This is a genomic window from Mycobacterium mantenii (genome assembly GCF_001667865.1).
Taxonomy (GTDB): Bacteria; Actinomycetota; Actinomycetes; order Mycobacteriales; family Mycobacteriaceae; genus Mycobacterium; species Mycobacterium mantenii_A.
This window is the reverse complement of record NZ_LZJP01000089.1, coordinates 483,491-496,800: the sequence shown is the minus strand read 5'-3', so window position 1 is coordinate 496,800 and position 13,310 is coordinate 483,491. Positions and strand designations below refer to the sequence as shown.

Below are 13,310 nucleotides of genomic sequence, written 5' to 3'. Positions count from 1 at the left end.
TCCCAAATCGGTGATCAGTCAAGCAACATCGCGCGGTTCGCCGTGTTGGCCGCTGGATGGCCGGTGACCATTCCGGGCACCACGGTCAACCGGGCCTGCGGATCGAGCCAGCAGGCAGTGGATTTCGCCGCCCAAGCGGTCGCCGCCGGCGCCTGCGACGTAATAGTAGCGGGTGGGGTGGAATCCATGAGCCGACTGCCGCTTGGCGTAACGCGGCAAAGTGGATTCCCATACGGCCCGAGGGTTATGCAGCGGTTTGACGATTTCTCGTTCAATCAGGGACTGTGCGCCGAGGCGGTGGCACGAAAGTGGGGATTGACGCGGGTCGATCTCGATGCCTACGCCGCAGCGTCGCATCAGCGGACCGCCGCGGCTATCGACTCCGGTGCATTCGACGCGCAAATCATCGTACTTTCCACGGAGACCGGAGAATTCGATACCGACGAGGGGTTGCGCCGTGGCACCAGCATCGAGACCCTCGGACAGCTCAAGCCGTTGTTCATCGAGGACGGGCTGATCCACGCCGGTAATTCGTCACAGATCTCCGACGGCGCCGCCGCCCTGCTGATCACCACCTCAGCCCGGGCACACGAGCTGGGGCTGCGACCGTGGGCCCGGATCCACACCGCGGTGCTGGCCGGCTCCGACCCAGTGACGATGTTGACCGCTCCGATTCCCGCGACCGCCAAAGCCCTTGCACGAGCTGGATTGTCGATGTCTGACATCGGCACCTTCGAGGTCAACGAGGCGTTCGCGTCGGTGGTCCTGGCCTGGTTGAAGGACACCGGGGCCAGCGAGCTGGTGACAAATCCCAGCGGCGGGGCGATCGCGCTGGGCCACCCGCTGGGGGCCTCGGGCGCTCGCCTGATGACCACGATGGTGCACCGCATGCGCCGCGACGGCATCCGCTTCGGCCTGCAGACGATGTGCGAGGGCGGCGGCATGGCGAACGCCACGATCGTGGAACTGCTGTGAGCCTCGTGTCGCGCGACGTGTTCGACGGCGATCAGGCCAACCCCACCACGGTGGCCGAGGTGCTGACGCTCAAAAACCTTCCGCGCGACCGCTTCCTGGCCTACCCGGTCAGCGGGCCCGACCGGCGCACCATCTATGGCGGTCAGGTCGCTGCCCAGGCCCTGCGCGCGGCGAGCCTCACTGTGCCCCAGGAGCGGATCGCCCACTCCATGCACGGATACTTCCTGGCCGCCGGCGACGCCAGCGCCCCACTGGAGTTGCGGGTGGTCCGTGACCGTGAAGGCGGCCGATACTCCGGCCGCCGTGTCACCGCGCATCAAGGCGAGCAGCTGATCTTCTCGATGGGGTGCTCGTTTTCCCGCCCGAAAGACGACGCCGCCGAATTCCAGGCCGCCCAGATCCCTGACGTGCAATCTCCGACCGAACTGGTCACTTACCAACTCAACGCGTCGCGTACCTTCGATCTGGAAGCCCGAGTTCCCGAGGACCCCGACCCCTGGTACCGCTGGCCGGCCCGGCTGTGGCTGCGCATCCGCGAACCCCTCAGTGACGATCCAAACATCAAGGCCTGCGGCGTGGTGTTCCTGTCGGATCTGTGCACGGGACTATCCCGGGCGCCGGAGATCGAACGGGTTGGATTGCTGCCCAGCATCGATCACGCGGTATGGCTACATCGCCAGGGAGATCCCAACGACTGGCTGCTGGTGGACCTCAACCCGCTGGCCACCTCGGGCGGGCGCGGTGTCTACCACGGACAGATCTATGACACGCACGGCACCCTGTTGGCCAGCCTGACCCAAGAATCACTTTTCGATGTCAGCCGGGGGGCGCAGTAGTCGATGGCACTCCCGCTGGACGGTGTTGTTGCCGTGGAACTTTCCGGGATCGGGCCCAGCCGGTACGCCGGCATGTTGCTGGCCGAACTGGGCGCCGAGGTAACTCTGGTGGGCCGTCCGGGTGAGGGCAGCCGGCGCGGGGACTCGGTGGTGGGTCGCGCTCGCCGGATCGTGACTGCCGACTTGAAGACGGAGCCTGGACGGAGCACAGTGCTCGGTCTGCTCGAGAAGGCCGACCTACTCATCGAGCCATACCGCCCCGGCGTCGCCGAGCGCCTCGGGATCGGCCCCGAGGCGTGCCTGCGACGCAATCCCGGCCTGATCTACGGCCGGATCACCGGGTGGGGACAGGACGGACCGCTATCGGGCGCGGCCGGGCATGACATCAACTACATCGCCATCACCGGGGTACTGCAAGCGATCGGCCGCGCCGACGGACCACCGCAACCTCCGCTGAACCTGGTCGGCGACTTCGGTGCCGGCACCATGTTCCTGCTGACCGGCATGCTGGCCGCACTTCACCAGCGCAACCGCACCGGCACCGGCGCGGTAATCGACGCATCGATCGTCGATGGCACATTGTCGCTAGCCGCATTCATCCTCGGTCTGCGCAACGAAGGCCAGTGGTCCGATGAACGAGGCACCAACTTGCTGGACACCGGTGCCCCGTACTACGACGTGTACCGCACCGCCGACGACAAGTGGATGGCGGTCGGGGCGATCGAACCGCAGTTCTTCGCCGAGCTGCTGCGTGGCTTGCAGATCGACGAAGCGCCGCCGCAGGACGACCGTCGTCGCTGGCCCCTGCTACGGGCGCTGATCGCCGACCGGTTCGGACAACGCACGCAGGACCAGTGGACGGCGCTGTTCTCCGCCACCGACGCATGCGTCGCGCCCGTACTCACCTTCGCCGAGGCCGCCCGCCACCCACACATCATGGCGCGCAGGGCGCTCACTGAGTCGGGCGGACAGCTCTTCCCCACTGCCGCGCCACGCATTTCGGTAACTGGTTGATGGGGACTGTGACCGTGGAGAATGCTCACAGAAGCACCAGTCGGCATAGGTCAGCGTTCGCGCTGACGGCTACCGCGCTGATAATCCTCATGCTCCTGCTCCTGTCGCAGTTGACCGCTGGGCCGGGCGATCGGATCGCGGCGACGCCGCCGCGTGGCGGCTATAAAGTCGGTGGCGCGATCTACGCCAATCCACCGTTCCTGGGATTTCACCACTGGCCACTGGTGGCCCAAATCGTCGTTTTTGTACAGGCTTTGGCGATCTACGGTTGGTATGCCGGACTGTCGTACCGGCAACGCCGATTCCATCCGGTCCTGATCATGTTGATCGTTGCAACGCTGATCTCACCGCTGTGTGATCCGCTGATTAGCTGGGCGGCGTTCACCGCTTATGACCCCCGCCTCTTGCACGTGCCGGAAAGTTGGCCGCTGTATGACATCGTGCCGACAGTCCAGCCGTTGGCATCACTGCCCGGCTATGCGATGTTCTTCGTGATGTCGGTGGTCCCGGGATCGCTCGTCCACAGCCGCCTCGCCCGCCGGGCCCGACCGGGCTCGCTGATCCGACGCCGGCCGATGACTACTTTGTTCCTCATCGTTGGCGCGGGTGCTGCGGTTTTCGACGTCGGCCAGGCGTGGGCCGCGACACGATTAGAGATCATCACGTACTCGCAGATCGGCGTGGCCGCCTTACGTCCGGGGTCAACGTGGCAGTCCAATCTGTTCTGGGAACCCGCGCTGTGCTTCGTCATGTTCGGGGTGGCGGCACTGTCGGTCTATACCGACGACGAGGGCAGCACCATTGCCAACCGCATCGGCCGCCTGAAGCACCGACCGCTGTTACGCGAATTCACAGCGTCATTCCTGGTGATCACGCTGGCCACCGCCCTATACACCGGAGCCTTCGCGCTTGTCCGGCTTTCAGGTACCGCGACCTCACCGGCCTGCCCTTGGCCGTATGCCGACACCGTCGTCTACGACCCGTATGGGCTCTACTCCGAGCATTGCCCTTCCTCCCCGCCGAACCTGCCGAACCCACAACTAACTACTAAATGAGTATCCTTTTAGGTTAGGATTGCGACATGCCGCGTGCACTCTCACCGGGCACGGTGGACGGAAAGGTTGAATCCGTCACCGCCAATACTCCTTTCGTCGCGGCCGACGACAACTTCCATACCCCACCCGATGACAACCCGTTCTGGGCCGAGACGACGTGGTGGTCGTTCAATGTGCCTGAACGCAGGCTTGGGGGCTGGTTGCACGCCACATTCAACACGAACCGCGGCACCGTGACCTGGCGGGTGTACGTCTGGGATCCCAGCGGCGCGCGGCCCGGTGATCTGCGGTACTTCCGCACGGCCACCGACGTGCCGGTCGCCGGTCTCACCCCCGACCTGCGCGACATTACCGTCCCGGGTGGCGGATTCAGCGTGCAGATGCTGCGTCCCCTGCGCGATTACCGCATCGAATTCTCTGATGACGGAGCGGATTTCGCAGTGCGTTTCACCTTCCAGGGTGTCCATGATCCGCGCCGCTACACACCCGGCGAGCCACCGTTCATGGAGCACACCCATTTCGACCAACTCGGCCATGTCACCGGCGAACTGATCCTGCTGGGCGAGCAGATCGACATCGACTGCTATTCCATACGGGACCGGTCTTGGGCGCCACGGGGCGGCCCACGACTGCCGCGCGATAAGTCCGCCGCCCAAACCATCGACAACTCCGAACGGGTCCGGCATCCGGGCGGCCCGCGCTGGCGTGAAATCGAGCGAGAACGAGGCAGGGGCCGAATCCAATACATCTTCGGCCATTCCGGTGCGCAGACCGGGTTCCTGGCATTCGTCCGGGTGGCCGATGGCGATGCTGCCGGCTTTTCACCACTGAACCACGGATGGATGCTGCGTGACGGGCGTTTCGAACTTCTAGACAAATCCGCCAGCCGCATGAAGAACTACCGCGATCCCGTCACCGGGTGGAGCTCACACATGGACGTGCACCTGACCGACGTGACCGGCCGAACGATGGACACCGAGGGCTTCACGGTGAGCCACATCTGCGAACGCGGCGGTGGCAGCACCGCATTGATGCGGTGGGACTTCGACGGCGAGATCGGCTGGGGCGAGGACCAGGACATCTGGCACCCAGAGCATTTCGCTCGCATGCTCGACGCGCTGCATGCAGTGCACTGACAAAGCTCAGCAGATCAGGAGAAAAGCAGTGACCCGACCGTTCGAAGGCGTACGTGTCATCGAGGTAGCGGCGTGGACGTTCGTCCCCGGCGCCGGTGCCATCTTGGCGGATCTGGGCGCCGACGTGATCAAGGTTGAGCCGCCCTCCGGCGACCCCCAGCGTGGCCTGCTCAATTCGATCAACGCCGACACGTCGCTGCCGAATCCCTTTCTGCAAGTGCCGAACCGGGGCAAACGCAGCATCACCTTGGATCTGTCGTGCCCCGCCGGCATCGCGACGCTGCGCCATCTGGTCAGCACCACAGACGTGTTCCTGACCAGTTATCTACCCAAGGTGCGCGCCAAACTCGGCATCGACCCTGAGGATCTGCGCGCCGGCCACGAACGTCTGATCTATGTGCGTGGCTCCGGCTGGGGCACCAAAGGTCCAATGGCTGATGCCGGCGGGTTCGACGCCGCTGCGGCCTGGTCGGCGGCGGGTATCCAGCACAAGCTCACCGCGCCCGGTGCCGCCGCCCCAGCCGCACAGCCCGCCGCGTTCTTCGATTTGCAGGGCTCCAGCGCGATCGCCGGTGCGGTCGCCATGGCGTTGTTCCGCCGGGAACGTACCGGCGAGGGTGGAGTGGTCGATGTCTCACTGTTGAACACCGGCATGTGGACCATGAGCCCTGATTTGGCTGCCAGCGCCGTCGGGGTCAGCGAATTGCCGCGCACCGATCGCCTAGAAGCGCCTAACCCGATCGTCAACAGCTACCGCACCGCCGACGACCGTTGGCTGAATTTGGTCTGCTTGCAGTCTGATCGGTTCTGGACCGAGTTATGTGAACTCATCGACCGACCGGAGCTTGCCAAAGACGAGCGCTTCTGCGATGCCGGGTCCCGCTTCGTCAATCGCGCCGCCTGCATCGCCGAACTGGACCAGACCTTCGGTTCCCGGACGGTGCAGGAATGGCGACAAGAACTCGCCGGTTTCTCCGGAGTCTGGTCGGCCGCAGTCACATTCGATGAGGTGCGCGACAGTGCTCAAGTCGCCGAGAACGGGTACCTGCCGACCGTCGCCGGTACCGACGACCGACCGTTTCGGCTGGTGGCCCCGCCCTATCAGTTCGACGGAATACCCAGCGTACCCGCCGGGCCCGCGCCCGAACTCGGTCAGCACACCGAGGAGGTTCTGTTGGAGAGCGGGCTGGACTGGGACAAGATCGGCGCCTTGCGCGATGAAGGTGCCCTGGGCTGATGTCAGACGTAGAGGTCGATGACTGTCTCGGTGGCCAGGCCACCCCACAGCATGTTGCGACCGGCCCGGCGCATGTGCGCGGCCCAGAACTCTCGGGCCCCGGGGCCGTCACCATCCTCAATGAGCCCGGCGAACTTGGTGAACGCGCGAATGGTCGCCTTGAACTGCTTCTCAATTTCGGCATGATTGCTCGCCGTAGCCATCACACGCTCCATGTGCCGCATGACCACCTCGCGCAACACCGCACCGATCAGGGTCACCGTATTGTTTCCGGCCCGCTCCAGGATCAGGTCGTGGAACCGGAACGTGGCCGCCGACCACTCCCCGAAGTCAGCCCGGTCGGTACCTTCATTGACCAGCACCGCCAGCGCGCCCGCAGCTGCCTTCAGGTCTGCAATATCCTCGGGCGTCGCACGCGCGGCCAGCATCTCGGCCGCGGCCGGCTCGAAGATTTTGCGGGCCTCGTACACGTCGGCCAGCGTCGTGCCCGACATCTGCAGCAGCAAACCGAAATTGCGTGCAGCCACACTGGTTTCCGGCGCGGACACCAACACACCCCCGCGAGAGCCGCGGCGGACCACGATCAGCGATTCACTTTCCAGGATGCGAAATGCCTCCCGCAACGTCGGCCGCGAAACGCCGAACTGCTTGACCAGTTCCACCTCCGTCGGCAGCGCATCACCTTTCTTGAGAACGCCGCGCACGATGCTGCTCCGCAGTTGGTCGGCGATGATCTCGGCGGTCTTCGGCGCTCGCACCAATTTCGTTGCCCCGTTAGGTCGATTCGTCGCAGCCATCTTGGCGTCCATTCCTCGTCGTCCACGGCGAACCCATTTGCATCCCGCCCGTACCCATTACCTAAATCATCTTACTCATTGCGGCCGTAATTTCGGACTACTGGGAGGAACACATGACCACCTACATTCCGCTGGCAATCCGCGGGCTGTTCATCGACGGCGCATGGACCGAGGGCACCGGGGACGAGAGCATCGCCGTGCTCAATCCCGCGACCGAGGAGACGATCGCCGAGGTGCCGCAGGCCACGCCGGCTGACATCGACAACGCGGTGACAGCAGCGCGCCGCGCATTCGACGAGGGCCCGTGGTCAACGATGCGCCCCGCCGAGCGGGCCCAGATCCTCGCGGCCATGGCCGACGAATTGACGCGCAGGCGAGCCGAGTTGGTAGAGCTGAACATCGCCGAGGCCGGATCGACACGGATGATCGCCGAAGCCTTACAGGTCGGCACGCCCATCGACCATTTCGCGGACATGGCGCACCGGGTGCTGCCACAGTTCGCCTTCGAGGAGCCGGTGGCCCCGATCATCGGCCACGGCATCGGCCAGGGCATGGTCGTGCGTGAGCCCTACGGCGTCGCGGCGCTGATCACCGCATTCAACTTCCCATTTCTGCTCAACCTCGCCAAGCTGGCGCCGGCGCTGGCCGCGGGGTGCACCGCCATTCTGAAGTCCTCCCCGTATACACCGTTGGAGGCGCTAATCCTGGGCGAAGTGGCCGAATCCGCCGGCCTTCCACCGGGGACGCTCAACATCGTGACCGGTGACGTCGCAGCCGGTGAGGCACTGACGCAACACCCAGGGGTGGATATCGTCAGCTTCACCGGATCAGACACCGTGGGCCGCAAGGTTTATGCGCAGGGCGCCGACACCATGAAGAAGGTGGTCCTGGAACTCGGCGGCAAATCGGCGAACATCATCCTCGACGACGCCGACCTAGACAAGGTCATGGAAAGCGTGCTGGCCGGGTTCATCACCCATGCCGGCCAGGGTTGCGCGCTGCTCACCCGCATCCTGATACATGAGTCCTTGCACGACGACCTGGTTGCCCGCATCGTGGGAACACTTGGCTTCATCACCGTGGGCGACCCGGCCGACCCGGCCACCATGATGGGCCCGCTGATCCGCGACGTGCAGCGGAACCGGGTGGAGGCGCTGATCGCGGCCGGCGTGGACGAAGGCGCGCAGATCGCCTACGGTGGCAGCCGCCCCGCCCACCTGGACCGCGGATTCTTCCTCGAGCCAACCCTGTTCGTCGGTGTCGAGAACAGTATGCGGATTGCCCAGGAGGAATTCTTTGGTCCAGTCGCGGTGGTGATCCCGTTCAGTGACGACGATGAGGCCGTGCGGATCGCCAACGATTCCCGCTATGGCCTGGCCGGTGGCGTCTGGTCCGGCGACGTCCAGCGCGCCGCCGCGCTCGCACGTCGGCTGCGCACCGGCATGGTGGTCGTCAACGGCGGAGGGGGTGGCCTCAATCCCGCAGCACCGTTCGGCGGCTACAAATACAGCGGCATCGGCCGGGAGTTCGGGCAGTACGGCTTGTCGGAGTTTCTGCAGCACAAAGCTCTTCAATGGCCGGTTGGCTAGGAAGGAAGGGAGCAAGCGTGCGCGCGATCGTGGACCACGAACGGTGTGAAGGGCACGGGCGGTGCTTCGCCGTCGCCCCTGCGCTCTTCGACGTTGATGATGACGGGTACAGCGCGATCGATGAGATCACCGTCCCGGCCGAGCTGGAAGATGATGCACGCGAAGGCGCCTCGGCGTGCCCCCGCGAGGCGATCCAACTGGTGGATTGAGCTGGTGGGCATGTTTTGCCGGCGCATCATCACCGCGATGGCCAGTGCGGTCGCTGTGATCGCGATGCTCACTGCGACCCCGGCGCACGCCGCCCCACAACCCATCCGGCCGCCGGACGCACCTCGCTATATCGATCACACCGAGTGGGTGTACCACGGTGACCGCGCCACGCTGCGCGTCTTCCCGACCTACGGGGGCTGGTTAGCCGCCGGGGTGTTCAGCAATGGCGCCCAAAATTATGACGCATGGGCCGAACTGCTGGAGAACGCGCCCGAGGCCAATACCCTGACGATGCAGAATCAGTTCTTCTGCTACTGGCAGCTGGCGTCGTTCACCAATCCCGGGAAGATAGGCAGCTGGAACCTTGAACCGTGGCGGCCCATCGTTTCCAACACGATCTTGCTCAACTCGGGTTGTAACCCAGGCGGTCCCGACGACGTACTCAACTGGTGATCGCCGCGAACTCCGGGGCGATCAAGTCACCAATCGCAGACCACGGAATTGTGATGACCCGCAGGCCGCGGCCAAATTGGCTGTCGGGGAAATGCAATTCGATGCCCGCGTTGGTCGGAATCCAGAACTGGAAATTGCGCTCCAGCGGTGCCATCGCAGGTCCGTATTCCGCCCATCCGCCCAGCGGGGCACTCGGGTAGGTGGTCGGCAGGATCTTCTTGGTCAGATCAGACAACCGCGCCAAACCGGCCTGCTTGTCGACGAACAGGTTGTCCCACACGATCTGAATCCCACTGCGGGAATCGAATACCCGCGTCGCCACGGTGTCCACTGGCATGTTCGGTAGCTGAACGGCGTTGTACTGCCCCAGGTACAGCGCCGAGATGGTCAGCGGCCGAAATGCCAACCTGCCCTGGGTGTGGAAAGCCCACGGCGAGGTCTTGCTGGAGCTGGCGACGTAGGTCCATACCTGTCCGTTGGCTTCGTCGTCGAGAATCTTATTGATGGCATCGGTGGTCTCGGGGTTTCCCCCGGCGATCTTCTCGTAGTTCACCGTCCAGTCGCCCAGCCCGTTCGGGCTGCCGCCGGCCAAGACGTCGGGCACGACCGTGTAGGTGACCCCATTCGAGACGTTGTCGGCAATAGCCCGGGATGCGGGACCGAGCGTCACCGCCGCCCCGACCGTGAACGCTACCGTGCAGAGGCGAAGTGATATAGCAATCAACCGCCTGAGGTTTCGGAACTTCGCAGCGGCGCCCGCGCCGTCGCGCCAACCAGTCAAGGTAGGTCCACCTTGCTCGCCAACCAGCGACCGCCGACTTTCTCCATCGTGAGGATGATCCGGTTGCGGTCCAACCGGGGCTGGGGGTTGAGCGAGTTGGTAACCGATTGGTCGAGGAACACCATGACTTCCACCTTGTGCGTGGTCGCCGATTTTATCCCTGACGCAATCACTTTGCCCTGGGCTCTGGCCTTACTGTCGATGAGTACCTGCTTGAGCTGGGAGCTGGACTGGCTGTACATGTCCTTGAACTCACCGGTTGCCCCGTTGAGGACCGCCGAGAAGTTCTGATCCAGGTTGGCGGCGTCGACACTGGTCAATACGATCGCGTACTGCTGCGCCACAGCGAGGGCCTGCTGAGCGGCTTCATCGATCTCGCGCTGCTTATGCAGTTGCCAGCCCATCGTCGCTGCGGCGGCCACCGCCACCACGAGCAGCGCGGTGCCGCAGGCGGCGACCACCGTGCGTCGCGACGTCCGCCGCAACATCCCGAGCCTGCGCCGGATGGAGTTTGACCCACCTTCCGGCGCAATAGAATCCGCAGCCTGCGTGCCGCCGTCTTCGTCCTCGGCATCGCTGACCGCGTTGGGTTCAGTCGCCTCGGCCACCTCGAATTCCCCGGCCAGTTCGGTCACGTCCGCGGCGTCAACGCGAGAATCGTCGGCCCCGGTACGGCTGTCGGCGGCCTGGGTCAGCAGTTGATCGGCTTTGATCATGGGCTAATTCCTTTCGAAACGGGTTCGCGTCAGGGACCGCTCGGCGCCGGCGGCAACGGCAGGTTGGGGCCCGCGTAAGGGATCGGAATGGTGTAGGGCCCCGTCGGTGTCGGGTCGGCCCGCTGCAACGGATTTGCGCCAGGCGGTGGTCCCGCGGTGTCGTCGCCGGGCGGGCGCGGAGCACTGCGGGCACCCCGAACGAGGTACTTGGGGTCGGGATTGGGGCAGTAGGTGTACAGGTAGGGGTCGGGACTGTCGGCGACCGACGGCGGCGAGTGAGGAAGGTTGAAATCACACGAATACCGTTGGTAGAGACTGACTGCACCCCAGACCCCGCCGTTATGGAAGGTGCTGCCCAAGGCTTCCAGCGCCGACCCCTTCCGGTACTGCGGGAAGAAGAATTCCTGCAACGCCGGGACCCGAAGATAGGTCAGCTGGGAGATGGTCGTCAGGTTCCCGAGTAACTGCACCATCGTGGGTGAGTTGTCGCCGATGACGTTGTCGATGCCGTGCATCGCATCGGGCCCGCGATCTAGCAGCTTGCGGTAGCCGCCGTCCATCTTTTCCGCGCCGCCCAAAATCGCGGAGAGATCCGTCGATGTCGCCGCCAAGCCGGGACTCACATCGCGCACCGTCGCGAGCACCACCTTGCTGTTGTTGAGCAGGCTGACGGTTTGCGGCAGCACCGAATCCAGCGTTGACACCAAAAGCGCACCACCGTCGAGGATGGCCGCAAGCTTCTGCGGTCCCTGGGGGCCCACCCTCAGTTCATTGAGGACAGCCTGCAACTTGGCGTTGTCCACCTGGCGCAGGGTACCGTCCAGATCGCCCAGCAGTGTCGCCAGCGTAACCGGTGTATGCGTTCTGTCACTGGATATTTCGGCGCCATTCGCGAGGTATGGACCGCCATTGCGGTTGGCCCGAAAATCGAGGTACTGCTCCCCCGCCGGTGACAGCGCCGACACCCGTACGTCGGCGTCGGCGGGAATCTGCGCCTCGGGGTCGATCGCCGCGAGGGCCACCACGCCCTGAGCGGTCAGGTCGACCGACCGAACACGTCCGACCGGCACCCCGCGCAGGGTGACATCCTGGCCCGGCAACAGACCACCCGTTTCAGCGAGGTGCACCCGGACCAGCTTGTCAGTTCTGGCCGGGTCGATCCGCAGTGTCACGAACAGCAGATAGGCCACGCCGAGGACCAACATCATCGCCAGCGCGCACGCCGAAAGGCCGAGTCGCTTGGCCCGCGCATATCCGACTGTGCTTTTGAACCACCGCCACGGGGTGTTCACGGCGTACCCCCATCCCCGGGTGAGCTAGTTGGCGGCGCTGCCGGCGACGGATTGGGCGCCGGGGTCAAGGCACCAGGGTTCGGGCCGATCAGATTCGGCGGGGGCACGTTTCCGGGCGGCGCGGCCGGCTGCCCCCAGAACTTGTTGCGAAGCTGCACCAGCTCGTACGTGATGCTGCCGACCATGTTGCGGAAATCTTCCCTGCCGGGTCCATGGCTTCCCGGATCGCCGGGATGGTGTAGGTCGGCCATCGATCCGATGGCCATGTCGGCCAGATCGATATCCACGTGCGCCGAGGTCGAGTCGGTCAGTTTGAGGAACGGACCAAACAGGGAATTGAATGTGGCCAGCGACGCGCCGGGGGCCAACGAAGCTTCGTTGAGTTCGGCCGACAACCGGTTCAGATCGGCCATCATGCTTCGTGTGCGCACACCACGTATCGACGGGAACTTAGCCAGCTGCAATGTAATTCGGTTCAGTCGCACCACCAGGTCGACGATGTGGTCGCTGTTGTCGGCCACCGTACCCAGCGCCGGGCCTGCCGCGGCGATCGCCTCATCGATGGACTGTTGACGCGCCGAAAGAGTCGCCGACAGATCACCGCTCTGGGTCAATGCGCGTTTGATCGCCGTCGACCGGTCCGACAAGCTCTGCACCAGACGGGTCGACGCGTCGAGAAACCGGCCCAGGTCCTCACCCTTACCACCAACGGCACGCCCCATCCCGTTGACCACATTGGTGAGGTTGCGGATCACGCCACCGTTGACGAGCACTGACGCGGTGGTAAGCACTTCTTCGACGGTGGCGGCGGATGCGGTGGAGTTCAGCGGGATGTCATCGCCCGGGTGCAGCACCGGCCCACCCACGGTGGCTGTGGCCGGCGGGGTGAGAGACACAAAAACGTCACCTAGCGGAGTAGCTGAACGGAGTTCGGCTTTGGTGCCGACCGGGATCTGGACGTCGGAGGCGATCCGCAGGGTCACGGCGGCCTGATAGTTATGCGCCGCCATGGATTCCACCTCGCCGACATCGGCACCGGACAGACGCACTTTGGCCTTGGCGGGAAGGTTGAGTGCGTCGGCGAACGTGGCGGTGATCGGATACGTCCGCGTTCCCGCCGACGGCGCGGGCAACGGGATTTGGCCGAGCCCCATCGAGCAGGAACTCAGTCCGAGAATGCCAATGCAGGCCACGGCCGTCAGGAGAATTTTTCTTGTTC

The 13,310-nt window shown here is 64.7% G+C and carries 14 protein-coding genes; 9 read left to right on the top strand and 5 right to left on the bottom strand.

Annotation, left to right across the window (positions count from 1 at the left end; all coding sequences use genetic code 11):
- The 6 genes from A5688_RS15970 to A5688_RS15945 form a co-directional block, all read left to right on the top strand.
- A partial coding sequence (locus tag A5688_RS15970) for a thiolase family protein (protein ID WP_082995942.1) occupies positions 1-975 on the top strand: 975 nt, incomplete at its 5' end.
- Positions 972-1,811, top strand: a complete 840-nt coding sequence (locus tag A5688_RS15965) for an acyl-CoA thioesterase (protein WP_067908369.1) — start codon at positions 972-974, stop codon at positions 1,809-1,811. The genes A5688_RS15970 and A5688_RS15965, both read left to right, overlap by 4 nt.
- Before the next feature lie 3 nt (positions 1,812-1,814).
- On the top strand, positions 1,815-2,825 hold the full coding sequence (locus A5688_RS15960; RefSeq protein ID WP_067908372.1) for a CaiB/BaiF CoA transferase family protein: 1,011 nt from the start codon (positions 1,815-1,817) through the stop codon (positions 2,823-2,825).
- An 89-nt stretch (positions 2,826-2,914) separates the two neighbouring features.
- A complete protein-coding gene (locus A5688_RS15955) occupies positions 2,915-3,880 on the top strand; it encodes a spirocyclase AveC family protein (protein WP_067908375.1) in 966 nt (321 codons plus the stop codon).
- 26 nt (positions 3,881-3,906) lie between these two features.
- Positions 3,907-5,016 carry a DUF7065 domain-containing protein gene (locus tag A5688_RS15950; protein WP_067908380.1) on the top strand — a complete coding sequence of 370 codons (1,110 nt, stop codon included), beginning with the start codon at positions 3,907-3,909 and terminating at the stop codon, positions 5,014-5,016.
- Positions 5,017-5,044: 28 nt separating this feature from the next.
- Positions 5,045-6,253, top strand: coding sequence for a CaiB/BaiF CoA transferase family protein (locus A5688_RS15945; protein WP_082955011.1), 1,209 nt, complete (start codon positions 5,045-5,047; stop codon positions 6,251-6,253).
- Between the two features lie 2 nt (positions 6,254-6,255).
- Here A5688_RS15945 and A5688_RS15940 read toward each other — a convergent pair whose 3' ends face one another.
- Entirely contained in the window at positions 6,256-7,062 is an 807-nt protein-coding gene (locus tag A5688_RS15940; protein ID WP_242660194.1) for a FadR/GntR family transcriptional regulator, read from the bottom strand.
- A gap of 101 nt (positions 7,063-7,163) precedes the next feature.
- On the opposite strand from A5688_RS15940, the gene A5688_RS15935 reads away from it, so the two are divergent.
- The 3 genes from A5688_RS15935 to A5688_RS15925 are packed head-to-tail and all read left to right on the top strand — an operon-like array spanning position 7,164 to position 9,302.
- Positions 7,164-8,639, top strand: a complete 1,476-nt coding sequence (locus tag A5688_RS15935; RefSeq protein WP_067908387.1) for an aldehyde dehydrogenase family protein — start codon at positions 7,164-7,166, stop codon at positions 8,637-8,639.
- A gap of 17 nt (positions 8,640-8,656) precedes the next feature.
- A complete protein-coding gene (locus tag A5688_RS15930; protein ID WP_207546678.1) occupies positions 8,657-8,848 on the top strand; it encodes a ferredoxin in 192 nt (63 codons plus the stop codon).
- Positions 8,849-8,885: 37 nt separating this feature from the next.
- Positions 8,886-9,302 carry a DUF2599 domain-containing protein gene (locus A5688_RS15925; RefSeq protein WP_067908595.1) on the top strand — a complete coding sequence of 139 codons (417 nt, stop codon included), beginning with the start codon at positions 8,886-8,888 and terminating at the stop codon, positions 9,300-9,302.
- Here the strand turns inward: A5688_RS15925 and A5688_RS15920 are convergent.
- The 4 genes from A5688_RS15920 to A5688_RS15905 form a co-directional block, all read right to left on the bottom strand.
- Positions 9,292-9,972, bottom strand: coding sequence for a DUF3298 domain-containing protein (locus tag A5688_RS15920; RefSeq protein WP_242660195.1), 681 nt, complete (start codon positions 9,970-9,972; stop codon positions 9,292-9,294). The two genes, A5688_RS15925 and A5688_RS15920, sit on opposite strands and share 11 nt — an antisense overlap.
- 107 nt (positions 9,973-10,079) lie before the next feature.
- Positions 10,080-10,799, bottom strand: coding sequence for a hypothetical protein (locus A5688_RS15915; RefSeq protein WP_242660196.1), 720 nt, complete (start codon positions 10,797-10,799; stop codon positions 10,080-10,082).
- Positions 10,800-10,828: 29 nt separating this feature from the next.
- Positions 10,829-12,091 (bottom strand): MlaD family protein, encoded by a 1,263-nt coding sequence (locus tag A5688_RS15910; protein WP_067908392.1) that lies wholly within the window; start codon positions 12,089-12,091, stop codon positions 10,829-10,831.
- Positions 12,088-13,284 carry an MlaD family protein gene (locus tag A5688_RS15905; RefSeq protein ID WP_242663211.1) on the bottom strand — a complete coding sequence of 399 codons (1,197 nt, stop codon included), beginning with the start codon at positions 13,282-13,284 and terminating at the stop codon, positions 12,088-12,090. The genes A5688_RS15910 and A5688_RS15905 overlap by 4 nt, the downstream gene beginning before the upstream one ends.
- Positions 13,285-13,310 lie beyond the last annotated feature (26 nt).